This is a genomic window from Pseudomonas sp. lyk4-R2A-8 (genome assembly GCF_030209095.1).
GTDB lineage: Bacteria > Pseudomonadota > Gammaproteobacteria > Pseudomonadales > Pseudomonadaceae > Aquipseudomonas > Aquipseudomonas quebecensis.
The window spans coordinates 1-23,276 of the sequence record NZ_JARVSS010000027.1 but is presented as its reverse complement, the minus strand read 5'-3'; the positions used below and the strand labels follow the sequence as shown (position 1 = coordinate 23,276).

Annotated in this window: 26 protein-coding genes; 17 read left to right on the top strand and 9 right to left on the bottom strand. The window is 62.6% G+C overall.

What is annotated here, in order from left to right:
- The first annotated feature begins 92 nt into the window (after positions 1 to 92).
- The 4 genes from QRN10_RS21650 to QRN10_RS21635 all read left to right on the top strand — a co-directional run bounded on the left by QRN10_RS21650 (position 93) and on the right by QRN10_RS21635 (position 3,344).
- Positions 93 to 1,160, top strand: coding sequence for an NAD(P)-dependent alcohol dehydrogenase (locus QRN10_RS21650; RefSeq protein ID WP_181077004.1), 1,068 nt, complete (start codon positions 93 to 95; stop codon positions 1,158 to 1,160).
- Between the two features lie 97 nt (positions 1,161 to 1,257).
- Entirely contained in the window at positions 1,258 to 1,812 is a 555-nt protein-coding gene (locus QRN10_RS21645) for a histidine phosphatase family protein (RefSeq protein ID WP_285429111.1), read from the top strand.
- 45 nt (positions 1,813 to 1,857) lie between these two features.
- Positions 1,858 to 2,613, top strand: a complete 756-nt coding sequence (gene cobF, locus QRN10_RS21640; protein WP_285429110.1) for a precorrin-6A synthase (deacetylating) — start codon at positions 1,858 to 1,860, stop codon at positions 2,611 to 2,613.
- An 11-nt stretch (positions 2,614 to 2,624) separates the two neighbouring features.
- Positions 2,625 to 3,344, top strand: coding sequence for an alpha/beta hydrolase (locus QRN10_RS21635; protein ID WP_181077010.1), 720 nt, complete (start codon positions 2,625 to 2,627; stop codon positions 3,342 to 3,344).
- 135 nt (positions 3,345 to 3,479) lie between these two features.
- Here QRN10_RS21635 and QRN10_RS21630 read toward each other — a convergent pair whose 3' ends face one another.
- Both QRN10_RS21630 and QRN10_RS21625 read right to left on the bottom strand, forming a co-directional pair.
- Complete coding sequence (locus QRN10_RS21630; protein WP_285429108.1) at positions 3,480 to 4,034, bottom strand: DcrB/PsbP domain-containing protein; 555 nt, start codon at positions 4,032 to 4,034, stop codon at positions 3,480 to 3,482.
- Between the two features lie 72 nt (positions 4,035 to 4,106).
- Complete coding sequence (locus QRN10_RS21625; RefSeq protein ID WP_285429106.1) at positions 4,107 to 5,915, bottom strand: monovalent cation:proton antiporter-2 (CPA2) family protein; 1,809 nt, start codon at positions 5,913 to 5,915, stop codon at positions 4,107 to 4,109.
- Positions 5,916 to 6,206: 291 nt separating this feature from the next.
- Between QRN10_RS21625 and QRN10_RS21620 the strand changes: the two genes are divergently transcribed.
- Together QRN10_RS21620 and QRN10_RS21615 are read left to right on the top strand one after the other, a co-directional pair.
- Positions 6,207 to 7,760: a DUF726 domain-containing protein gene (locus tag QRN10_RS21620; protein ID WP_285429105.1), complete on the top strand. Its 1,554-nt coding sequence runs from the start codon at positions 6,207 to 6,209 to the stop codon at positions 7,758 to 7,760.
- 41 nt (positions 7,761 to 7,801) lie between these two features.
- Positions 7,802 to 9,121: an Nramp family divalent metal transporter gene (locus QRN10_RS21615; protein WP_181077018.1), complete on the top strand. Its 1,320-nt coding sequence runs from the start codon at positions 7,802 to 7,804 to the stop codon at positions 9,119 to 9,121.
- Between the two features lies 1 nt (position 9,122).
- Here the strand turns inward: QRN10_RS21615 and QRN10_RS21610 are convergent, their stop codons facing one another.
- Positions 9,123 to 10,055 carry a LysR family transcriptional regulator gene (locus QRN10_RS21610; protein WP_253506739.1) on the bottom strand — a complete coding sequence of 311 codons (933 nt, stop codon included), beginning with the start codon at positions 10,053 to 10,055 and terminating at the stop codon, positions 9,123 to 9,125.
- A 117-nt stretch (positions 10,056 to 10,172) separates the two neighbouring features.
- Between QRN10_RS21610 and QRN10_RS21605 the strand changes: the two genes are divergently transcribed.
- The 3 genes from QRN10_RS21605 (at position 10,173) to QRN10_RS21595 (ending at position 11,378) form a co-directional block, all read left to right on the top strand.
- The gene (locus QRN10_RS21605) at positions 10,173 to 10,661 is read left to right on the top strand and encodes a DMT family transporter (protein ID WP_181077022.1); all 489 of its coding nucleotides are present in this window, start codon (positions 10,173 to 10,175) and stop codon (positions 10,659 to 10,661) included.
- 4 nt (positions 10,662 to 10,665) lie between these two features.
- The gene (locus QRN10_RS21600; RefSeq protein ID WP_285429104.1) at positions 10,666 to 11,118 is read left to right on the top strand and encodes a DMT family transporter; all 453 of its coding nucleotides are present in this window, start codon (positions 10,666 to 10,668) and stop codon (positions 11,116 to 11,118) included.
- Between the two features lie 89 nt (positions 11,119 to 11,207).
- Entirely contained in the window at positions 11,208 to 11,378 is a 171-nt protein-coding gene (locus QRN10_RS21595; RefSeq protein WP_181077026.1) for a metallothionein, read from the top strand.
- Between the two features lie 63 nt (positions 11,379 to 11,441).
- Here QRN10_RS21595 and QRN10_RS21590 read toward each other — a convergent pair whose 3' ends face one another.
- Both QRN10_RS21590 and QRN10_RS21585 read right to left on the bottom strand, forming a co-directional pair.
- Positions 11,442 to 11,714, bottom strand: a complete 273-nt coding sequence (locus tag QRN10_RS21590) for a hypothetical protein (protein ID WP_253506742.1) — start codon at positions 11,712 to 11,714, stop codon at positions 11,442 to 11,444.
- A 16-nt stretch (positions 11,715 to 11,730) separates the two neighbouring features.
- Entirely contained in the window at positions 11,731 to 11,973 is a 243-nt protein-coding gene (locus QRN10_RS21585; protein ID WP_181077030.1) for a DUF6555 family protein, read from the bottom strand.
- Positions 11,974 to 12,088: 115 nt separating this feature from the next.
- Between QRN10_RS21585 and QRN10_RS21580 the strand changes: the two genes are divergently transcribed.
- The 3 genes from QRN10_RS21580 (at position 12,089) to QRN10_RS21570 (ending at position 14,103) form a co-directional block, all read left to right on the top strand.
- A complete protein-coding gene (locus tag QRN10_RS21580) occupies positions 12,089 to 12,853 on the top strand; it encodes an AraC family transcriptional regulator (protein WP_285429103.1) in 765 nt (254 codons plus the stop codon).
- Positions 12,854 to 12,942: 89 nt separating this feature from the next.
- Complete coding sequence (locus tag QRN10_RS21575) at positions 12,943 to 13,116, top strand: DUF1427 family protein (RefSeq protein ID WP_181077033.1); 174 nt, start codon at positions 12,943 to 12,945, stop codon at positions 13,114 to 13,116.
- A gap of 27 nt (positions 13,117 to 13,143) precedes the next feature.
- Complete coding sequence (locus QRN10_RS21570) at positions 13,144 to 14,103, top strand: quinone oxidoreductase family protein (protein ID WP_285429102.1); 960 nt, start codon at positions 13,144 to 13,146, stop codon at positions 14,101 to 14,103.
- 58 nt (positions 14,104 to 14,161) lie between these two features.
- Here QRN10_RS21570 and QRN10_RS21565 read toward each other — a convergent pair whose 3' ends face one another.
- From QRN10_RS21565 to QRN10_RS21555, 3 genes are all read right to left on the bottom strand, one after another.
- Positions 14,162 to 15,184: a purine-nucleoside phosphorylase gene (locus tag QRN10_RS21565; RefSeq protein ID WP_285429101.1), complete on the bottom strand. Its 1,023-nt coding sequence runs from the start codon at positions 15,182 to 15,184 to the stop codon at positions 14,162 to 14,164.
- Between the two features lie 14 nt (positions 15,185 to 15,198).
- A complete protein-coding gene (locus tag QRN10_RS21560) occupies positions 15,199 to 16,146 on the bottom strand; it encodes a nucleoside-specific channel-forming protein Tsx (RefSeq protein WP_181077039.1) in 948 nt (315 codons plus the stop codon).
- A 172-nt stretch (positions 16,147 to 16,318) separates the two neighbouring features.
- Positions 16,319 to 17,239, bottom strand: a complete 921-nt coding sequence (locus tag QRN10_RS21555) for an AraC family transcriptional regulator (protein WP_285429100.1) — start codon at positions 17,237 to 17,239, stop codon at positions 16,319 to 16,321.
- A 230-nt stretch (positions 17,240 to 17,469) separates the two neighbouring features.
- Here QRN10_RS21555 and QRN10_RS21550 point away from each other — a divergent pair, with 230 nt between their 5' ends.
- On the top strand, positions 17,470 to 18,774 hold the full coding sequence (locus QRN10_RS21550) for an ABC transporter substrate-binding protein (protein WP_285429118.1): 1,305 nt from the start codon (positions 17,470 to 17,472) through the stop codon (positions 18,772 to 18,774).
- 16 nt (positions 18,775 to 18,790) lie between these two features.
- Positions 18,791 to 19,564 (top strand): L-iditol 2-dehydrogenase, encoded by a 774-nt coding sequence (locus QRN10_RS21545; RefSeq protein WP_181077044.1) that lies wholly within the window; start codon positions 18,791 to 18,793, stop codon positions 19,562 to 19,564.
- Between the two features lie 19 nt (positions 19,565 to 19,583).
- Here the strand turns inward: QRN10_RS21545 and QRN10_RS21540 are convergent, their stop codons facing one another.
- Positions 19,584 to 20,276, bottom strand: coding sequence for an NUDIX hydrolase (locus tag QRN10_RS21540; protein ID WP_266248910.1), 693 nt, complete (start codon positions 20,274 to 20,276; stop codon positions 19,584 to 19,586).
- 145 nt (positions 20,277 to 20,421) lie between these two features.
- Between QRN10_RS21540 and QRN10_RS21535 the strand changes: the two genes are divergently transcribed.
- From QRN10_RS21535 to nadE, 3 genes are read left to right on the top strand one after another with little or no spacing between them, the layout of a single operon-like run.
- Complete coding sequence (locus QRN10_RS21535; protein ID WP_181077047.1) at positions 20,422 to 21,069, top strand: nicotinamidase; 648 nt, start codon at positions 20,422 to 20,424, stop codon at positions 21,067 to 21,069.
- A gap of 11 nt (positions 21,070 to 21,080) precedes the next feature.
- Positions 21,081 to 22,298 carry a nicotinate phosphoribosyltransferase gene (gene pncB / locus QRN10_RS21530; protein WP_253506766.1) on the top strand — a complete coding sequence of 406 codons (1,218 nt, stop codon included), beginning with the start codon at positions 21,081 to 21,083 and terminating at the stop codon, positions 22,296 to 22,298.
- A 1-nt stretch (position 22,299) separates the two neighbouring features.
- On the top strand, positions 22,300 to 23,115 hold the full coding sequence (gene nadE / locus QRN10_RS21525; protein ID WP_285429099.1) for an NAD(+) synthase: 816 nt from the start codon (positions 22,300 to 22,302) through the stop codon (positions 23,113 to 23,115).
- The last annotated feature ends 161 nt before the right edge of the window (positions 23,116 to 23,276 follow it).

Genomic DNA, 23,276 nt, shown 5'->3' with positions numbered 1-23,276 from the left:
CGCGAGGGGAATTGTACGGGCGTGCTCGGTTGAACGTTTCAGCGTCTATGCTGGTCCACTGACCTCAACGTCAGATCACACAGGTGAACGAAATGGCCAAGACTTACAGCTACGCCGCTCGGGACTCCAAGGACTCGCTCAAGCCCTTTACCTTCGAGCGCCGCACCCCAGGGGCGGATGACGTACAAATCGACATTCTGTATTGCGGCGTCTGCCACTCCGATTTGCATACCGCGCGCAACGAGTGGAACAACACCCTTTATCCATCGGTGCCGGGGCACGAAATCGTCGGCCGCGTAACGGCGGTGGGCGCCAATGTGAAGAAATTCAAGGTCGGCGACCTGGCCGGCGTCGGTTGCATGGTCGACAGTTGCCAGCACTGCGCGTCATGTGCCGAAGGCGAAGAGCAGTACTGCGAGAACGGCTTTACCGGCACCTACAACGGCCCGGTGTTCGGCGGTGAAAACACCTACGGCGGGTACTCGGACAACATCGTAGTCAAGGAGAAGTTCGTGCTGCGCATCTCCCACGATGACAGCAACCTGGCCGCGGTGGCGCCGCTGCTGTGCGCCGGCATCACCACCTATTCGCCGCTGCATCACTGGAAGGTCGGGCCGGGCAAGAAAGTCGGCGTAGTCGGCCTTGGCGGCCTGGGCCATATGGCGGTGAAAATCGCCCATGCCATGGGCGCCCATGTGACCTTGTTCACCACCTCGCCCAACAAGCGCGAAGACGGCCTGCGCCTGGGCGCCGACCAGGTCGTGGTGTCGAAGAACCCGGATGAAATGGCCAAGGTTGCCAACAGCCTGGATTTCATCCTCAACACGGTCGCCGCGCCCCACGACCTGGATGCCTTTCTCAACCTGCTCAAGCGCGACGGCACCATGACCCTGGTCGGTGCCCCCGACAGTCCGCACCCATCGCCCACGGTATTCAACCTGATCTTCAAGCGCCGCAGCCTGGCCGGTTCGCTGATCGGCGGCATCCAGGAGACCCAGGATATGCTGGACTTCTGCGCCAGACACGGGATCGTCTCGGACGTAGAAATGATCGACATCCAGGGCATCAATGAAGCCTACGAGCGCATGCTCAAGGGCGACGTGAAGTACCGCTTCGTGATCGATATGGACAGCTTGAAGAAAGAAAGCCACGCGGCCTGACGCCGGGCGGTGTGAGGGTGGCTTTGTCAGGCGTTGCATCGTTGCGCCAACTGGGCCAGGCTTACGGGCCTCGACTGCTGCGTTGGAGCGACCTGCGATGCGGGCCACCCGTTTGACCCTGATCTGCCATGCCGTCACGCCCCTGCAAAAGCAGGGGCGTTTTGCCGATGACGAATCGGTAGCGATGGACTGGCAGGGCGCCGCGCTGTCACTGGCCGCTCGTTACAAGCCAGGCGCGCGGCTGCTGAGCGGGCCGGAGGCGCGGACCCGGCAAACGGCGCGGTTGTTCGGCGCCCATGCCGAGATCGACGAGGCGCTGCGCGACATTGACCTGGGCCAATGGCGGGGGCGCGATATCCGCACACTCGACCCTGCCGCGCTGGACCGCTGGCGCGCCGACAGCGCCAGTTCGCCCCACGGTGGCGAGTCGGTCGATCAGCTCTGCGCCCGTGTCGCGTTGTGGGTGAAGTCTCTTGAGTGCCAGCCGGGCCATAGCGTGGCGATCACTCATCCTTTTGTGATCCGTGCGGCGATGCTGTGCGTCATGCAGTTTCCGGCGGCGATGTTCTACCGCATAGACGTGGAGCCGCTGTCCGCCGTCGAGTTGCGCTTCAACCAGGTGTGGCGCCTGCGCCTGGAAACTCACGCTTGAGTGGGTGAACATGGCAAAATCCACGCCCCGCACTGAGAGCACCCCATGAAACGCATCCTGATCATCGGCATTGGCGCCGGCAACCCTGACTACATCACGATGCAGGCCGTGAAGGCGCTGAACCGCACCGACGTGTTTTTCCTGATGGATAAGGGCCAAAGCAAAGACAAGTTGATCGACCTGCGCCGCGAGATCTGCCAGACCTACATCACCAAGCCCGGCTACCGCTTTGTCGAGGCCGATTGCCCCGAGCGCGTGCGCGGCGATATCGACTACACCACCGCCGTGCAAGACCTCAACCGCGACAAGCAAGCCACCTTCGAACGCATGATCAACGAGGAAATGGCTGACGGCGAAGTCGGTGCGTTCCTGGCCTGGGGCGACCCGGCGTTGTACGACAGCACCATTCGCATCCTGCAGGCGATCCTGGCCAGTGGCCGTTGCGTGTTTGAATTCGAAGTGATCCCCGGCATCACCAGCGTGCAGGCCCTGGCGGCCCAGCATAAGGTCGCGTTGAATCGCATCGGCAAGTCTGTCGAGATCACCACCGGGCGCCGTCTGGCGGCAGGGCAGGCCAGCGACGCCGATACCCTGGTGGTGATGCTGGATGCTGAAGATTCCTACCGCAGCGTGGCCGATCAAGACCTGGAGATCTACTGGGGCGCTTATTTGGGCACGCCGGATGAAATACTGATCAGCGGCAAGGTCGCCGAAGTCGCGGACCATATCCAGCGCGTACGCAAGGCGGCGCGCCAGGCCAATGGCTGGATCATGGATACTTATTTGCTGCGCAAACCCTGAGGTAACGCCTGATGTTCAAATGGTTCGCTCTGACGCTGACACTGGTGGCGGGTGCCGCGCATGCCGACACTGCGTTGCACACTGATTTGCCGCTGGCCTACCTGGAGCAGGCCCGGAGCGAGTCGCGTAACCAGCCGCTGGTGATCTTCCTGCATGGGTTCGGCAGCGACGAGCAAGACTTGTTCGGCATCAAGGACGCGCTGCCGTCGACCTGGACCTACCTGTCCGCACGCGCCCCGATGCCGGTGGCGCCCAGCGGTTACCGCTGGTTCACCAAGACCCCGGGGGATGGCGAATACGACGGCGAGCCCGCCGACCTGCAGCGCAGCGCCGGGTTGATCAAAGACTTTGTGAGCCAGGCCACCACCAAATACCACACCCGCAGTGACCGGGTGTTCCTGGTCGGGTTCAGCCAGGGCGCGATCATGACGTACGAAGTAGCGTTGCGTGACCCGCAACTCGTACGGGGCATCGCGGCGTTGAGCGGCAGCGTTTTGCCGGCGCTCAAGGCCGAGCTGAAACCGGATCCGCGCTTGAATCAGCTGGCGATCTTTATCGGCCACGGCACCCTGGATCAGGCGCTGCCGTACGCATCGGCGACGCGGGCGAACGAGGTGTTGAGCGGGTTGGGGCTTGAACCGACGTTTCATGGCTATCCGGGGATGCCGCATACCATCAGCGAAGCAGAAGTGCAGGACATTAAGGTTTGGTTGGAAGACAGCCTGAAGTAATGCCTGATCCAACTTTTGGGGCGCAATTCACACCGCCATCGGGGGCAAGCCCACTCCCACGGTAGACCGGAAATGTGGGAGGGGGCTTGCCCCCGATGGGTCGATACTCATCTTCTGCACAACTAGCGAGTCGGGTTATTTGCCGCCGGTAATCTGCTTGACCAGCGCCGCGTGACCCTTGACATCGTCCGCCCGCGAGATGGCCTGGATCACCAGCAAGTGATTGCCTGAACCGCCAAGGAACGTGGAGTTAAGCGTCTTGCCGCCGCCCTGGGTGGCGGTGCTGTCGACCTGGCGCAGGCCGAGGCCCTTGAAGGTGAGTTTTTTCTCGCTCAGTTTCTTGAAGTCGGGCAGGGCGGCGCTCTGATCCTTGACGAAACCGGCCACGGCGCCATCAAGGAACTGCGGGTCGTTGTCCTGGACGTCGATGCCATCGTTGCGCACGGTTTCGGCGACGATCACCACACTTTTGCTGGTCTGGTTGGCGTACATCGTGCCTTGGGTGACACCGGTGCCGTCCTGGGCCTTGTCGACCGGCAGGGTGTCGGCGACGTAAGCCTTGGGCAGCATGAAGTTGAATTTGCCGCCCAGGGTGGTGATGGTTTGCGTGGTCGGCTTGGCGGCGGCGAATACGCTGCCGGCGGTAAGCGCAAGGGCCAGCAGGATGGCGGTCTTGGTGAAGGTGGCCATGAAGCGCTCCAGGGATAAACGAAATTGCGCCGTATTCTGTCAGAAATTTCGCAATATCGTTCATCCCTTACCTCACACCTTGTCGGACTCTTCCTCAAGTCGGTCCATCTCAAACAACCGCGCCAGCTCCGCCCGAGCTTCCTGGGCGGTCTGCATCACTTTGGCGGCGTCGTCGTACACCGCGTGTTGGGCGGCGAGCACTTGCTGGTCGTGGTTCTTGAAGCGCGTGATGCGTGCATCGGCCTGAGCCTGGCTGAGCCCCAGGCCGACCAGGGCGCGGCGGCTCATTTCCAGGCTGGAGTAGAAGGTCTCGCGCACCGGCGAGGCGTCCAGGTCCACCAGGCGATGGACGTGCTGACGGTTTCGGGCGCGGGCGATGATCTTCATGTGCGGGTAGAGGTTGCGTACCAGCTCGGCGGTCTTGATGTTGATCTCCGGGTCATCCATGGCGATCACGAAGAATTCGGCCTGATCCACCTTGGCTGCGTGCAGGATTTCCGGGCGCTGCGGGTCGCCGTAAAACACCGGCATGCCGCCGAAGCTGCGGGTCAGCTCGATGGTTTCCACCGAAGTATCGAGGGCAATAAAGGAGATGTTCTGCGCACGCAGGATACGGGCCACGATCTGGCCCATGCGGCCCATGCCGGCGATCACCACGCGCGGCGCGTCGCTTTCGATGGCGCGGTACTCTTCGGGCACTTCCACCGGTTTGACCTTGGGCCTGAACAGCTTCGGGCACACCAGTAACAAGAGCGGCGTGACGGCCATGGACAAGGTGATGGTCAGCACCAGCACATCGTAGAGGTGCGGCTCGAACAGGCCTTGGTCGCGGCCGATCTTGAACACCACGAACGCGAACTCACCGCCGGCCGCCAGCACCACGCCCAGGCGCAGGGCGCTTTCGCGATTGAGATCGCCCACCAGCCGACCGACTGCGTAAAGCAGCGGCAATTTCAGACCGATCAACAGCAGGGTCAGCCCGATCACGATCAACGGCGAACTGAGCAGCAGACTGAGGTTGGCGCCCATGCCCACGCTGATAAAGAACAGCCCCAGCAGCAGGCCCTTGAACGGTTCGATCTGCGCTTCCAGTTCGTGGCGGTATTCCGAGTCCGCCAGCAGCAGACCGGCGAGGAACGCGCCGAGGGCCATCGACACGCCCGCCAGCTCCATCAGCCACGCGGTGCCGATCACCACCAGCAGCGCGGTGGCGGTGGACACTTCGCGCAAGCCGGTCTTGGCGACGATGCGAAACACCGGCCGCAGCAGATAGCGTCCGCCGATGATTACCACGGCGATGCTGCCCAGGATCTGCAACACATGCTGCAGGCCCTGAGCTTCGGTAGTGGGGTGATCGCTGCCGGCCAGCAGCGGCACCATGGCGATCAGAGGGATCGCGGCGATGTCCTGGAACAGCAGGATCGCGAAAGCCAGGCGACCGTGGGGCTGGTTCAGCTCCTTGCGTTCGGCCAGGCTCTGCAGGCCGAACGCGGTGGACGACAGCGCCAGGCCCAGGCCCAGCACGATTGCGCTGTTCCACGGCTGGCCAAATAGCCACAGTGCCACCACGCCCATCACCAGGCCGGTCAACAGCACCTGAGCCAGACCTACGCCGAACACCGCCTTGCGCATCACCCATAACCGCTTGGGCGACAGTTCCAGGCCGATGATAAACAGCAGCAGCACCACCCCCAGTTCCGAAAACTGCGCCACGCTTTGCGGATTGCCGATCAGGCCCAGCACCGACGGGCCGATGATCACCCCGGCGAACAGATAGCCCAACACCGCGCCCAACTGCAGGCGCTTGGCCAGGGGCACGGTGAGCACGGCCGCGAGCAGAAACACCACGGCCGCTTGTAACAGGTTGCCTTCATGGGGCATTGCGAACTCCAAAATCTTCAAAGCCAATCAACAGGCGGGTATTAGAGCGCTTTTTACAGGATGAGAATTGTGTTTTTGCTGCGTGGCAGGTCGCGATCTTCCCCGATGGGCAGGTGAAAATCGATAACTTCGCCGGTTGAGCGTTTTGCCATCGCCCGCCTGTCTCGGGCTTATGCGTTGAGGCCGAGCATTATGCCTTTACCTGGAGACTGCCACGCCGGTCAGGATTCACCTTGCCGTCGCTCACAGTTTGTTACTATCGGCGTCCCTCGTTACCCGGAGTCCTTGCCCATGCAGCACCAGTGGGATGATATGCACCGCACCCGCAAGCCCACGTTTCTGCTGTGCGGCGAACCCCAGGGCGAGGTGCTCAATCTCTACGTGCATGGGTATTCGGCATTCTTCAACCGGCAGCAATTGGGCAATTTCAAGCAGCAGTTGTCCGGTATCGAAGGCTCGACCAACCTGATGCTGTTCTGGCCGGCGGGGCATTTTCTGGAAAACCTGTTTGCGCCATTCAAGGACGTGATCGCGGCCATGCTCGGCGGCGGCAGTCTGGGCGCGGCGACGGTTGGGGTGGGTAAGGCAATCGCCTATTTCCTCGACCACTACAAAAGTGTCGAAGCGCGGGTCGATGAAGTGGCCAAGACCTTGCTGCCCGAATTGACCAGCTACCTGCGGCAGGAGTCGCTGCCGGTGCGACGTATCAACCTGATCGGCCATTCCCTGGGCGCACGGATTCTGGTCAAGAGCCTGCTGGCCAACCCCGGCACCGCCCGCCAATTGCCGCTGGACAACCTGCTGCTGATGGGCGGGGCGATCTGCACGTCGAGCCCGTGGGAAGAGGTGTCGGCCCTGCTGAGCGGCCGGGTGATCAACTGTCATTCCAGCAAGGACTGGGCCCTGGCGATAAAACCGGACACCGAGCGATGCATCGGCCGCTATCCGATCCCGGTCACGCCGGCGCTCAAGGCCAAGGTCTGTAATGTGCACCTGGCCACCTTCGATCACGCGGCCTATTGGCCGCAATTGCAGACGGTGGTGCAGTACACCGACCTGCTGCACGAGCGGCGCGGCATGATCCGCGCCGACCAGCGCAGCAGCGAGGTGCGGTTTGCCGAGGAGGACGTGGATCTGTTTGCGGCCCTGGTGCAGGCGCGGCCGAAGGAATTGAAGTTTCTGGCCGAGCTGATGGCGCAAAAACGCAGTGCCTCGATCGACGCCACCGTGCGTGAACCGCTCAAGCTGACCATCGCTTTGCAACGCATGGGCGGTGACAGCTTGATGAACCTCGCCCGTGGTCACGGCGTCACCTACCGGCAGATCGCCGAAGATGTGGCGCGGCGATTGGGCCTCACATTTGACGCGCCGCTCGAAAACCTGGCGTTGGCAGACCTTGAGGCTCTGATCGCGGAAAAACTGATCGAGCAGTACAAGGGCAAACTCAGCAACGCCGACCGGCTGGTGTTCGATGCGGAACTCCAGGTGGCCGCGCAGAAAGAGCAGGGCGTCTTCCGTCGTTTCGACAAGGGGCGTTCGGCCACCGCAGCGTTGAGCGGCACTGCGCTGGCCGGGTTGACCGGTTTTATCCTGCGCCGTGGCGCCGCCTCGGCGATCCCGGTAGTAGGCCAGGCGTTGGCTGCCGCGATGTTGCTGGTGACCGGAGTGCGGGCGTTTTCCGGCCCGGCGTATTCAGTCACCACCCTGGCGGTGCTGGTGATCGGCGCGATTCGCCAACGCATGGAGCGTGAGGCGCTGAACCAGGAAATGGACTTGGTGGTGCAGGTGGTGGAAGCCTTTGACCTGCCACGGGAGACGGTGATGCGCACGGTTGCATCCGACTGATAAGCTGCGTGCCTGTCGAGTGTGTTTGCCTGGGATATCGCGTGAAATTCAGCCTGCCAAAAATCGCTACCGCCCCGTTCTGCCCGCCGGAAGTGGCCGGCTCCGTCATCGTTGACCCCAAGGCCTCGTTCTTCAAGCGCGCCCTGATGTTCGCCGGTCCCGGCCTGTTGATTTCCATCGGCTATATGGACCCGGGCAACTGGGCCACGGCCATCGAAGCCGGTTCGCGTTACGGCTACAGCCTGTTGTTCGTGGTGTTGCTGGCCAGCCTGGCGGGCATGGCGGTGCAGTGCCTGTGTTCGCGGTTGGGCATCGCCACCGGCAAGGATCTTGCGCAACTGTGCCGCGAACGCTACAGCCGACGCTCGGCGCGCACCCAGTGGGTGCTGGCGGAAATTTCCATCATCGCCACCGACCTCGCCGAAGTGCTGGGCTGCGCCCTGGCGTTTCATTTGCTGCTGGGGGTGTCGCTGACCACCGGCATTGTGATCACCGCGTTCGACACCTTACTGGTCCTGGCCCTGCAAAATCGTGGTTTCCGTCGCCTGGAAGCGATCATGCTGGCGTTGGTGGCGACCATTGGCGTGTGTTTCTTTGTCGAGCTGGTGCTGATCAAGCCCCATTGGCCCGAGGTGTTCAGCGGCTTTGCGCCTTCACTGTCGGCCATCAGCGATGCGGCGCCGCTGTACCTGGCCATCGGCATCCTGGGCGCCACAGTGATGCCCCATAACCTCTATCTGCACAGTTCCGTGGTGCAAACCCGCCTGATCGGTAAGGACCTCGCCAGCAAACAGGACGCGGTGAAACTGGCGCGCATCGACACCATCGGCTCCCTGGCCCTGGCCCTGCTGGTGAACGCCGCGATTCTGGTATTGGCTGCCGCTGCGTTTCACCAGACCGGCCATACCGATGTGGTGGAAATCCAGGACGCCTATCACCTGCTTGACCCTCTGGTCGGCGGTGCCTTCGCCAGCGTTCTGTTTGGCATCGCCCTGCTGGCGTCGGGCCAAAGTTCAACCTTTACCGGCACCATCGCCGGGCAGGTGATCATGGAGGGCTACCTCAACCTGCGGATTCCCTGCTGGCAACGTCGCCTGATCACTCGCGGGCTGGCGCTGATCCCGGCGTTTGTCGGCGTGTGGCTGATGGGGGATGAGGCGATCGGCAAGCTGCTGGTGCTCAGCCAGGTGGTGCTCAGCCTGCAATTGCCGTTTGCGCTGTATCCGTTGATTCGTATGACCGGTGATAAACAACTGATGGGGCCGTTTGTGAACCGGCTGCCGACGCGTTTGCTGGCGTGGATGTTGTTCGCCCTGATCAGTGGCGCCAACGCGTGGTTGATTGGACAGTGGTTGTTTTGAGTCAGCGATCCCAATACGGCACTGTGCCAAAACACTCCACAAAGTAATCGATCACCGTACGCACCTTCAGCGACAAACGCCGGCTGCCCGGCCACAACGCCGCGATCTGCTGGGGCTCCAGTGTGGTCGCTACGTCGTAGTCGGTCAGCACCGCCTGCAAGGTGCCGGCGCGCAGGCTGTCGCCAATCAGCCAGGAGGGAAACACCACCAGCCCCAGGCCTTGTTCGGCGGCGTGGGTCAGGGTGTCGGCGTGGTTGCCGGTGATGGGGCCTTTGACACTGTAGGGCGTCCAATCGCCCTGGGCGCGGCGGAAGAACCAGCGTTGCTGGCCGGTGACGCCTTTATAGGCCAGGCACTGGTGTGCGGCCAGTTCGTCCGGGTGACGGGGTGTGCCATGTCGGGCCAGATAAGCGGGGCTGGCGGCGATGCGAAAGCGTTGCGGCGCGAAAATGCGCGCCTGCATGCTGGAATCGTTGAGCACGCCGATGCGAAACAGCAGGTCGGTGCCGTCCTGTAATGGGTCGACGTAGGTGTCGGTTTGCTGGATATCCAGTTGCAACTTCGGGTAACGCCGACATAACTCGCCCAGCCACGGTGATAAGTGGCGCTGGCCGAACACCATCGGCGCGTTGATGCGCACCAGGCCGCTGGGTTCGCTGTCCTGCTCCTGCAGGGCCTGGCCAGCGGCTTCCAATTGCTCCAGCATCAGGCGCGCGTGCCGTCCGAGCAGGCGCCCGGCCTCGGTGGGGCTGACCGCGCGAGTGTGGCGATACAGCAACTGTTGCCCGAGGGCGTGCTCCATCAACTGGATCTGGCGCGAAATCGAAGAGGGCGCCAAACCTTCGCGGCGCGCTACTTCGGAAAAGCTGCCGTAGTCCAGCACCGCCACAAACAGGCGCAACGCCTTGAAACTCAACTCATTCAAACCCTGCATTACGGCTCCATGCTGTGCGCATTGCGCAAAGGTGTTGTCCGCATGCTGCCATTTATCGCACAGCACAGCTACCGGATAATGCGCGCCATTCTTCCAACGTTGAAACGCAGGTGATGTATGCAGGCAAGTTCCATTGAGGGCGTGGCGCAGGCCAGGCCGAAAAGAAATCTGTTGCGCTTGCTGCTGTTGCCGCTGGTGATCCTGGCCGGCATGGGCTTATCGGTGGAAGCCGGTCTGCTTGGGCCGCTGGGGGTTCAGGTGGGGCATTTGTGGGCGACCTTGAGCATTTTCGGCGTAGGTTCGGCGATTCTGTTCCTGTTGCTGTTATTCAGCGGTCCGCAAAAGGGTCCGGCGCTCACCGATTTGCCGCGCTGGCAGTTGATCGGCGGGTTCCTGGGGCCGATGTATGTGGTGGTGCTGACCCTTGCCACGCCGCACATCGGCATTGCGATGACGATGATCGCGATCCTGTCCGGGCAAGTGGGCAAGAGCGTGCTGATTGACCATTTCGGCTGGTTCGGCACGGCGCGCAAGCGGGTTAATGGCGAGCGCTGGATCGCGCTGGCGTTGATTGTGGCGGCACTTGTTCTGATTGCACGAGGGTAAGGCGATGAATCTGATTTTTTTACTGATAGTGGTGATTGCCGCCGGCGCGGTTCTCAGCGTGCAGGCGGCGATCAATGGCCGCCTGGGACAGACAGTCGGCGTACTGCGCAGCAGCCTGTTGACCTTCGCGGTCGGTGCATTGACCACCGCGCTGTTGATTTTCTTCTTTGAGCCGGCCCAGGCCGTAAGCCTGCTGGACGTGCCCAAGTGGCAACTGACCGGGGCGTTGTTCGGGGTGGTGTACATGATGGTGATGGTGGGCGCGGTGCCGGTGGTCGGCACGGCGGTGGCCACCGTGGCGGTGATCGTCGGGCAGTTGGGCATGGGCATGCTGATCGATAATTTCGGCTGGTTGGGCAACCCGGCCATCGAATTATCGGGCGGTCGCCTGGTGGCCATGGTGTGCCTGGCCCTCGCGCTGGTATTCATGTACCGCAGCAATACGCGCAGCGACTGAAGGTTTGAACGATCGGCGCAGGCTCGCAGTCAGTGCTAAAGGTGCCGGCGCTCGCCGCACCTTGACGACCATGAACGAGGAGTCTGACCATGCCAGATCAAACCTGTGCCTGCCCGCACTGCAAATGTGTACTGGGCGTCGATGCGGTAATGAAGGACGGTAAGGGTTATTGCTGCCCTGGCTGTGCCGAGCACCACGCTCATGGCGAGCCGTGTGCTTCAGCCACGGGATGCGAGTGCGCCAAGTCGGCTAAAAGCTGAGGTAGGGCAAGCGCGGGCGTTGTGGCGGGCAGGCCGGCCCGCCACACGCTTCTTCAGTACGGGTTACTGCGCTTCAAGCTGCAGTTGCAGGCTTTGGTCGGCCAGGCGCCGGCTGTCTCTGACGACCGCACTGGTACGTCGGCCTTGCAGCGCAAACACTACGGTCTGTGCATCCTGCAAATCTTCCGGCAGCGGTTGGAACACCTTGAGCACCAGCCGCTCGGACGTGTGCTCCAGGCTCACCTGACATTCGGCCTGCTTGGCCAACGGCCCGAACAAGGTGTTCTGGGTATAGTCGATGTGTGCCTTGCCAGTGACGTGTTCGGGTAAAGCCATGCTGTTTTCTCCTCTTTCATGCCTGCGCGCGTGCGTCCGAGCGGCGCCATTGCACGTTCTGGATGCCGTACTTTTCGGCCTGGGCCGGGCTGGTCTTTTTCACCTGCTCGCGTGCGAAGCGCCCAATACGGCCGACGCCCGCGTCGCAACTGGCCCAATGCCAGGCTTCCAGAGTGTCGAGTTTTTCCAGACGAATAATGAATGACTTGGCTTCGCCATGAAGGGTGTAGTCGATTACAAACAGTTTTGCGTTAGTCATGGGGCCATCGTCCCTGGTGGTATAAGCAAGTGATCCCCGGCGGCGCTGAAAATTCACTCGGATTGTCGAGCGGTGCTCATTACCATGGCCGCTCATCCACCCAAGACGACCGCCCATGGCCCTGGCAGCGCCCCCCGACCTGACCGATCCCGCCGTCCCCGTGCAGCCCCTGGCGCGCACGTATCCGCGCGGGCTTTACATCGAGCCCCATTGCCATGAATGGGGCCAGTTGCTCTACGCCATGAGCGGCGTGATGTGGGTTGAAACCCCGCGCGAGGCCCTGGTGGTACCGCCCCAGCGCGCGGTCTGGCTGCCGCCGGGGGTGGAACACGGGATTCGCGTGGTGTCGGATTTGCAGATGCGCAACATCTACCTGCGCCCGGCACTGGCGGCCACGCTGGATGCCGAGGTGCAGGTGATCGATGTCGGTGGGCTGCTGCGCGAGCTGATCGTCACGCTGGTGGAGCAGGGCGACAGCGACGATGGCGCCTACTACGACGCGGTGGTCGGCCTGGCCCTGCTGGAGTTGCACCGTGCGCGCCGCTCGTCGATCCGCATCGCCATGCCGGTGGGCGCCGACCGCCGGCTGATGAACGCGTGTCAGGCGGTGATGGCGGCGCCGTCCCTGGCGATCCCGTTCGAGCAGCATGCCGAAGCGGCCGGTGCCAGCGTGCGCACCCTGGCGCGGCTGTTCCAGGGTCACCTGGGCATGGGTTTCGCCGAATGGCGGCGCCAGGTGCAATTGGCCACGGCGGTGGCGGCGCTGATCCAGGGCCAGTCGGTCAGTGGCATTGCCCGCGCACTGGGTTATTCGCCGAGCAGTTTCAGCGACATGTTCCGCCGCGAGCTGGGGGTAGCACCGTCGCAGTACGTGGGTTGAAGGGTTGGCCGATATCCTGAAGCTCTTGGCCGATGTCGGCGCGGCGCGCTGCCTAGACTGGCGCTCTCAACTGACACGGCGTAACCCCCATGGATTATCTGATTTCCCTGGCCATTGGCCTGCTGGTCGGCGTGCTCTACGGCGCCCTGGATTTTCGCTCGCCCGCACCGCCGGCCATCGCCCTGGTGGGCCTGATGGGCATGCTGCTCGGCGAAAAACTCTGGCCCATGGGCCGGCAACTGGTCAGCGGCTGGCTGTCCTGAACCCTTTTTTTCTGCGGGAGAGCACGCATGAACGCATTGCAATTTTCCACCACCGGCGACCTCGCCGCGCTGCGCCTGGTTGACGTCCCCACGCCGGTTCCGGCCTTGGGTGAAGTGCTGGTGCAGATCAAAGCCGCCGGCCTTAACCCCAGCGACGTCAAGAACGTGCTCGGGCGTTTCCCCTACACCACGTTGCCGCGTATCCCCGGCCGCGACTTTGCCGGCGTGGTGGTGCAGGGCCCCCAGGCACTGCTCGGCCAGGAAGTGTGGGGCACCGGTCGGGACCTGGGCTTCTTCGCCGACGGCTCCCATGCGCAGTACCTGACCGTGTCGGCCAAGGGCGTGGCGCGCAAACCCGCGCAATTGAGCTTTGCCCAGGCGGCCAGCCTCGGGGTGCCGTACACCACTGCATGGGATGCCTTGGAGCGCAGCGGTGTGGGCAGCGGCACGCGGTTGCTGGTGATCGGTGCCAATGGCGCGGTGGGCAGCGCGGCCCTGGCCCTCGCGAAAATCCGCGGTGCCCAGGTGCTGGCGGCGGTTCGCCGCGCTGAGCAGGTCGAGTCGTTACAGGCCGAGGGTTTCGCCGCGATTGCCCTGGGCCAGCCTGAAACGCTGGGCGCGCAGGTGCATGAGGTGTTCGCCGGCGGTGCGGATGTGATCTTCGACACCACCGGCTTCTGGTTGCCGGCGGCCGTGGCGGGGCTGGCGGCGTTCGGGCGCATCGCGATCATCGCCGCACCGGTGGACGGGCACGTGCAATTGCCGGCCCTGGCGCTGTATCGCAAGGGCGGCTCGGTGGTGGGCATCAACTCATTGCTCTATGACTGCGAACAATGCGCGGCGATGCTGGAGCAGTTCGGGCGTTTCTTCGATGAAGGTTCGCTGCCGCTGCCGACTGGCCTGCGCGAGGTGGCGCTGGCCGAAGGGGTCGGGTGTTATGAAACGGTGGACCAGGGCAGCGCGGATAAAATCATTCTGGTGCCCTGATAGGTGCAGAGGGGCGCCTGCTCAGCACGGCAAGCGCCCCGTCGCAAGCCTCATGGTCTCAGGCGTCCGGCACCCCGTTCTCCCACGCCGACCAGTTGTTCAGGATCGCCTGCACCAACGGGTTGCCCGTGCGATACAGGTTCTCCAGCGCCGGTACGAAGCCGCCCTGATCGGCGTACTTGAGCAGGTTATCCACTTCGCTGTAGCCAGGGTAAGGACGGTCGAAGTCCGAGCCGGCGCGCACCACCGCCAGGCGCTGGATATCCACCAGACCTTCGCGGCTGGCGCGCAGCAGGGCTTCGTAGGTGGAATTGTCTTCCTGTTGAGTGGTGCAGTACTCGCCTTTATTGTCGGTCAGCAGCTTGGTCCACACCTCGGCGCGCTCGCTCAGCCGCGTGCCGGAGAACCAGGTATTGCCGGCCAGCGTGTCACAGCGAGTGACCCGCGGCGGCTGGTTGGCGGGCGCGGCGGGGTAGTGTTTGCGCCAGGCGGCCGACTCCTTGCTTTCGCTGAGTTCGACCTGGTGCGACAAAGCGAAGGCCTTGGCCTGCAATTTGGGGTTGAGCTCGAACACCTCGGTTTTGTAGTCCAGCGGCGGTTTCTCGTTGGGCCCCTTGGTATTGATGCCCAGGTAACCGGTCGGCCATTGCTTGGGCACATCCCGCGAATCCAACTCCCACTGCGTGCCGAACTCCACCAGATAGTGAGCCCACGCAGCGGTGCCGAGGGTGCCGTGCTTGGGGCTGATACCGGCGATGCCCGCGACCAGAAAGTAGCTCTGGCGCAGATCGAACTGCGGTGACAGCGCCAGGGCCAGGGAGGATGCGGCGGCATTAGTCTGGCCCATGCCGGTGACCAGCAGGCACACGTCCTGGGTGTTGCAGCGGATTACCGGGTACTCGGCGGACAGGCCCGGCACGCGCACTTCCTGCTTGAGGGCCAGGCGGTCTATCCAGGTTTGCGCCTCGGGGGCGAACATGGTGACCAGCATTACCTTGGGCTTGATCGGCGCCTGTGCCAGCGCCACGTGGGGCAGCAGGGCGAGGCCGATGGCAATCGAAAGACGGTTGAATGCGTTCATCTGTTGCTCCTTGATCAGAATTGGTAGCCCACGCCGGCGTAGTAACCCCAGCCGTCGGAGCGCGCGCGGAAGTTGCCGTCGCCGAAATTCAACTCGCTGCCGTCTTCCCAGTTGCCGCCGTTGTGAAAGTAACGGCCAACCAGAGTGAAGCGCAGGTGCGTGAACGAATACAGCAGCACGTTGGTCGCGACCAGGGCGTTGGCGGTACGCGCCGGGTTGTCCTTGTGCAGGTCCGAGCCAAAATCGTAGTTGGTGAAGCCGATGTAGGTCAGCGAGGCACCGTTGTCGAACTTGCCGATAGGCACGATGTACTTCATCTGTGCACGGTAGCCATCCCAGGAATACTCGTTGCTCGCCCCGTAGTTTTCCCACTGGTAGCGTCCATAGAAGTTGGCCGACAGGTTGACCCGCGAGTGGGTCTCGATGTCGGTGCCCAGGCCGCTGTACAGCGTATTGGCGCGGTTTTCCTTGTTGCTGCCGTGATCGTAGATCCAGTCGAACGCCACGTACCATTCCTTGAATGGCCCGATGGCCAGGCTGCGTCCGGCCAGGTAGTCGATGGAAATGCGCGGTTCATGCTCCATGAACACCGGCGAGCCATGGTCCCACACGCCTTTGTCATTGCTGTTACCGATGGTGAGGATCTTCGGCACATCGATATAGCCGTACAGCTCGAACGGGCCCTTGCGACCGAAATACTCGTATTCCAGGTAGACATCGTCCTGTGGCTTGGGGCCGAAACTGATGTCTTTGCTGCCGATCAGCGTCAGGTCCTGGTTGAACCACTCCGACAGGTACGCGCCTTTCTTCGGCGGGCTGGCTTCGGGGGCGAGGGTTTCGCCCTGTGCTGAGTCATCGGATGGCGTGGTCTGCGCCAAAATGGGTGCGCTGAGTAGTCCCGTAACGGCGGCCAGTAGCACGGAAACAGCAAAGGGGGCGGGGAGCCTGGAGGTGGGTTGCATTGAAAATCCCTGTTCTTACGCGGTTTAAACCCGATTGCTCGGGCAGCGAGGAGCTTGGCTGGCAAGTTCGTATCGCAAACGTTTGCACAGGATGTACCAAATTCGTTTACAGGACTGAAATGGCTGGAAAATTCAGCCAATAGTCGACCCATTGATCAACATTGGCTGGGTGTCATTTTCTGCTGCGGTTGAACAGGTGAATCGCCGTCTCGCGTCGATATTCGCTCGGCGTCTGCTGCATCTCGATGCGAAAGTGTCGGTTGAAATTCGACAGGTTGGCGTAGCCCACTTCAAAGCAGATATCCGCCACCGACATCTGGCTGTGCAGCAGCAAGCGGCAAGCGCGCTGCACCCGGAATTTGCGCATCAAGTCGATAAACCCATGGCCGGTGTTGCGCTTGAAGAAACGTGAAAACCCCGGCTCGCTCATGTCCAGCTGGCGGGCGATCTCCGACAGGCGCACATCGCCGGTCAGTTCGCGCATCAGGTAGTCGAACGCCTTGTTGATGCGCTCGGCACTGCGCGCATCCAGGGTGGGGGCGTAGCACGGGCTGGCCAGGGCCTGGGCCTGCGAGGGCGGGGCGTTCTTGAGGGTGTCGAGCAGTTGCAGGAACAGGATCAGCCGCTGCAGGCCCTGGGCGCGGCCGATGTCTTCCAGCAGGCTCGCGGCCCGCACGGCGGTGTCGCCGCTGAAAGCCAGGCCGCGCCGCGCCTGTTCGAACAAGCGCTGCACGTCGCCGAATTCCGGCAGGGTATTGCGCAGAGCGAGCAGGGCGGCGCCGTCGAATTGCAGCACCACGTCACGGCCGGCCAGGTACTCGCCGGGGGCGAGGTCGCCGATCCAGTCGTGGGGCAGGTCGGGGCCGATCAGTGCGACGTGCCCGGCGCTGAACGCGCCAATGTAGTCGCCCGCCACCAGCTTGCCGCTGCCCTGGCGGATCAGGTGGATCTCAAACTCGGGATGGTGGTTCCAGCGTGCCAGGTCATAGGGATAGTCGTGTTCGAACCAGCGAAAGCAGTGGTCGGGCTCGGGCAGGATTACTTCGCGCTCGGCAGGGCGGTGTTCGAACAGAGCGGCGCGGCTGACGGGCATGGCGATGCCTCTTGTCGTTGTGGGAACGCCTCAAAATACGCCGCTGAGCACCCGCGCGCTACCCGCGCTTGCGCCCGCCGCCGATACTTTTTTGCAGCGTTGCCAAGGGTTAAAAAAGTACCAGTGGCGCATCCGCCACGGGTTTGTGAGGGCGTAACCAAGCTGCTGTAATCGGCGCTCAACAACAAAAACAACAGGTGGAAACCGTCATGCTCCCAACCTGCAAAACCATGCTTGCACACGCGCTGTTCGGGCTTACCGGTCTGGCCTTGGCTTTGCCCAGCCAGGCCGCGGACACCGTGACCATCGCCACGGTCAATAACAGCGACATGATCCGCATGCAACGCCTGTCCAAGGTGTTCGAGCAACAGCACCCGGACATCAAGCTCAACTGGGTGGTCCTCGAAGAAAACGTCCTGCGCCAGCGCCTCACCACCGACATCGCCACCCAGGGCGGGCAGTTCGATGTGCTGACCATCGGCACTTACGAGACGCCGCTGTGGGGCGCCAAGCAGTGGCTGGAGCCGCTGACGCAACTGCCGGCCGATTACGACGCCGACGATATCTTCCCGTCGGTGCGCCAGGGCCTGTCGGTCAACAACACCCTGTACGCCTTGCCGTTCTACGGCGAAAGCACCGTAACCTACTACCGCACCGACCTGTTCCAGCAGGCCGGCCTGAGCATGCCCGCGCACCCGACCTGGAGCCAGCTTGGCGAATTCGCCGCCAAACTCACCGTCAAGGACAAGGGCCAATACGGTATGTGTTTGCGCGGCAAGGCCGGTTGGGGCGAAAACGTCGCGTTGCTCAGCACCCTGGCCAACGCATTCGGGGCGCGCTGGTTCGACGAACAGTGGAAGCCTGAGCTGACCAGCCCCGAGTGGACGGCGGCGGCCAACTTCTACGTCAACACCCTCAAGCAATACGGCCCGCCGGGGGTGTCCAGCAACGGCTTCAACGAAACCCTGGCGCTGTTCAACAGCGGCAAGTGCGCGATCTGGGTCGATGCCAGCGTGGCCGGCTCGTTCACGACCGATAAGAGCCAGAGTAAAGTCGCTGACAGCGTCGGCTTTGCCGCGGCCCCGACCGAAGTCACCGACAAAGGCTCCTCCTGGTTGTACGCCTGGTCGCTGGCAATCCCGGCCACCTCCAGGCACAAGGATGCCGCCAAGGCCTTTATCGCCTGGGCCACGTCCAAGGACTATATCCAACTGGTCGCCGACAAAGAAGGCATCACCAACGTACCGCCGGGCACGCGCCAGTCCACCTATAGCGCGGCATACCTCAAGGCTGCACCGTTTGCCCAGGTGACGCTGGAGATGATGCGCCATGCCGACCCTGCGCACCCGTCGCTCAAACCGGTGCCGTATGTGGGCATCCAGTACGTGACCATCCCCGAGTTCCAGGCCATCGGCACCTCGGTCGGCAAGCTGTTCTCGGCCGCGCTCACGGGCGGCATGTCGGTCGATCAGGCCCTGCAGCAGGCGCAGACCAGTACCGAGCGCGAGATGAAGCGCGCCGGCTATCCCAAATAATCCTCAGGACATCACCATGAAACGACTCGACGGTAAGAGCGCGCTGATCACCGGATCGGCGCGAGGCATCGGCCGTGCCTTTGCCCAGGCGTACATCGCAGAAGGCGCCACGGTGGCCATCGCCGATATCAACCTGCAAAAGGCTCGTGAAACCGCCGCCGAACTGGGGCCCCAGGCCTACGCGGTAGCGATGGATGTGACCGACCAAGGCTCGATCGACGCCGCGATCGATGCGGTGGTGGCCCACGCCGGCAAATTGGACATCCTGGTCAACAACGCGGCGTTGTTCGACCTGGCGCCCATCGTCGACATCACCCGCGAAAGCTTCGAACGGCTGTTCTCGATCAATGTCGGCGGCACGCTGTTCACCTTGCAGGCCGCTGCGCGGCAGATGATCCGCCAGGGCCACGGCGGCAAGATCATCAACATGGCCAGCCAGGCCGGTCGACGCGGCGAGCCGCTGGTGGCGGTGTACTGCGCGACCAAGGCGGCGGTGATCAGCCTGACCCAATCAGCGGGATTGAACTTGATCAAACAGGGCATCAACGTCAACGCCATCGCCCCCGGCGTGGTGGACGGCGAGCATTGGGACGGCGTGGACGCGCTGTTCGCCCGGCATGAAGGCCTGGCGCCGGGCGAGAAGAAAAAACGCGTAGGGGCCGAGGTGCCGTTCGGGCGCATGGGCACCGCGCAGGACCTCACCGGCATGGCGATCTTCCTGGCGTCCAAGGAAGCTGACTACGTGGTGGCCCAGACCTACAACGTCGACGGCGGTAACTGGATGAATTGAGCCCTGCCGGGAAGCAAGGCTACTCGGCAAAACTGCGATCGAAAAAATACACCGACCCAGGCTTCAGCTGTTCCAGCGTGGCCTGGGGCCGGCCGCCTTCACCCGGTTTTTTGCGCCCGGTCTCGCGCAGGTATCCCGCCTCGGTCAGCTTCAATAGACGCTGACGAATACTGGTCTTGAGCACCGGCCTGCCCAACACCAGGGAAAAAATCGACGTCGCTTGCGGCGCGCTGAATTCATGCCCGAGGAACATCAACGGCAAGCTGCTGTATAACGACTTGGACAAGAGCCGCTCGAGCACGGCTGCAACGATCAGGTTGTGATCGAACGGCAGCCTGATCCTGCCATCCGCCACGGCATTCAACGAGAACCAGCCTTGACGCTCGCCCAGGCTCACTTCCTGCGCCACGATTGCCAGGTAATACGTCGACGACGACCAGCAGCGCGGGTCGCGGAAGGCATCGCCCACCGTGCCGACCTGTTCGCACCAGGCCAGCTCCAGGCCGACCTTGTCACTGGCGCGCAATCGCTCCACCGCATCCTTGAGGCTCAGATCTTGCACGCCGCCATTGACCACCACCCCCGGCAATGCCCAGTGACCGGCGAACGGTTGCGCATCGCGCTGGTTGAGCAGCAGTTTGAGTTCTCCCGAGGCGCGGCAGTAAAACAGCACGCACAGATCGACGGTGTGCAGGTACGGGCTCAGTGACATGGGACATCCTTCCTAACAACGATGGGTACAGTCTAACGGATCGAAGCGATATGTCATGTACTCGCGTTCGCACATATAAATAAATGTTTCTTGCTTTGAAAGTACATGACGTGTACTTTTGTTTCCAGGCCACAGGAGAATCGCCATGACCCTTTCGAAAACTGCCATTGCTTCATTCGACGTCGATGCCCAGAAGAGCTTTACGCCGCTGTGCCCCAACGAGTTGCCTGTGGCAGGCGGTGACCGGATCGGCGCCGAACTCAACTACATGGCCAGCCTGGCCGGGCACCGCATCGGCAGTAAAGACGCGCACACCCCCAACGCTCCGTGGGTGGTCCGGGAGCAGGCCGAGATGATGCAGGCCACCGGCCTGGTCCACGCCGATCTCACCTGGGTCAGCCACTGCGTGCCGGGCACCGAAGGGTTTACGTTGCTCGACGAATTGCCCACTCCCTATGACTACGATTACTTCGTCTGGAAAGGCGTCGAGCCTGACCTGCACCCCTACGGCGCCTGCTACCACGATCTGCACGACAAACTGTCCACCGGCGTCATCGAGTATTTGAAAGCCCACGGCGTGCTGCGAGTCATCGTCGGTGGCCTGGCCCTGGACTTCTGCGTCAAGACCACTGCCTTGCAACTGCTCAGGGCCGGCCTGGAGGTGGTCCTGCACCTGCCGGCGTGCCGCGGGATCAGCGAGGAGGGCGGCGAGCAGGCCGTCAATGAGTTACTCAAGGCCGGTGCCGCTGTCAGCCGCACCCGCGAAGAACTGGCCGCGATGGCCACGCGTTAAGGAGAGACACCATGGAAAGTGCATACGACTACCAAGCCCCGGTGATCCAGGGCCTGCTCGACACCGATTACTACACCTTCACCATGATGCAGGCGGTGTTGCACCAGCACCCCAACGTCGATGTCGAGTACAACTTCATCGTGCGGTCCAAGGAAAAACTCGCCCACTTGATCCCTGAACTGCGCGCCGAGCTTGAGAAACTCGCCGACCTGCAGATGCGCGAGGGCGAGCTGCGCTTTCTGTTCAACCCGCGCTTTCGCGAGTACCTCTCCCCGGATTACGAGCGCTTCCTCGGGCTGTTCCGCTTCAACCTGCGTTATATCCACGTCAGCGAAGTGGACGGCCAGCTCAACGTCCGCGTGATCGGCCCGATGCTGCACTGCATCATGTTCGAACAACCGGTGCTGGCGCTGGTCAGCGAACTGCGCAATCGCGATAAATACCCCGACGTGACCCTCGAAGACGTCACCCGCAAGCTCTATCAGAAATTCGACTGGCTGGAGAAAAACCTCAGTCGCGACGAACTTGCCGATTTGCGCGTCTCGGACTTTTCGACCCGCCGGCGCCTGTCGTTCAAGGCCCAGCGCGAAGTGGTCGACATCATGCGCCGCGATTTCCCCGGCCAGTTCATCGGTACCAGCAACGCACACCTGGCCTATGAGTTCGACTTGCCGCTGATCGGCACCATGGCTCACCAATGGCTGATGGTGCACCAGCAACTGGGGCGCCTGCGCGAGAGCCAGAACGCCGCCCTGGAAAACTGGGTGCGTGAATACCGGGGACGCCTCGGTGTCGCCCTGACCGATTGCATCAGTACCGATTTCTTCCTCAAGGATTTCGACCTGTACTTCGCCAAACTCTACGACGGCCTGCGCCAGGACTCCGGTGACCCAATTGTGTGGGCCGACAAAGTGCTGGCCAGATACAAGGAACTCGGCATCGACCCGATGACCAAAGACCTTATGTTTTCCGATGGGCTGAACTTCGAAAAATGCGTGCCGATCCTGCGCCACATTCGTGGCAAGGCACGGTTCGGTTTCGGCATGGGCACCAGCCTGGCGTGCGATGTGGACGGCGTAGAGCCGCTGAGCATCGTGATGAAACTGGTGCGGGTCCATGGCGAACCGGTGGTGAAGTTCTCCGATGACCCGGTGAAAAACGTCTGCGAAGACGCCTCGTTTTTGCAGTACGCCGCGCAAGTCTTCAACGTTGGCAAAGTGGAGGTGTGACATGCAAACCCAGGACCGCATCGCTCAGGAACTGAACATCAACCGCGCGCTGGGCAAGGGCGGCGAGCCCCAGGAAATCCAGCGGCGCATCGATTTCATCAAACACACGCTGCGCCAGTCCGGCTGCACAGCGCTGGTGCTGGGCATCAGCGGCGGTGTCGACTCGCTGGTCGCCGGCCGCTTGTGTCAGCTGGCCGCCGAGCAACTGCGTGACGATGGCTATGCCGCGCGTTTTATCGCCATGCGCCTGCCTTACAAGAGCCAGGCCGATGAACACGATGCCCAGGCCTCCCTGGACTTCATCCAGCCGGACCAGATCGACACGCTGAACATCGCCGCCAGTGTCGACGGCTTGATGGCCAGCCTGGAGGCCAGCGAAGCCAGCGCCGCGCAGGTGGATTTCATCAAAGGCAACGTCAAGGCCCGCGCCCGCATGATCGCGCAGTACGCCGTGGCTAACCTGCACAACGGGCTGGTGGTGGGCACCGACCATGGCGCCGAAGCGCTGATGGGGTTCTTTACCAAATTCGGCGACGGCGCCTGCGACCTGGCGCCGCTGTCCGGTCTGACCAAGACCCAGGTACGCCTGCTCGGCACCGCGCTGGGCGCGCCGGCCAACCTGGTCAAAAAAGCCCCCACCGCCGACCTCGAAGAACTGGCGCCGGGCAAACTCGACGAAGTGGCTTACGGCTGCACCTACGACGATATCGATGCCTACCTGATGGGCGAACCCGTCAGTGAGCAGGTACGCATGATAGTGGAGAACGCCTACCACAAGACCGCACACAAACGCGCGCTGCCCATCGTTCCCGTCTAACCTCGCACCCTGTCCGGGACGAGTGGGCTTGCTTATGGTGAACAGGCTCGCAGGTGGTGAGCGAGCCCGCTCACCACGAGAACCTCATCTTCTCAGGCTATGTTTCACCGAAGATGTGCAGCCACCAACCCTAACCACGATGCGAAGCGAGCCGCTCTTGC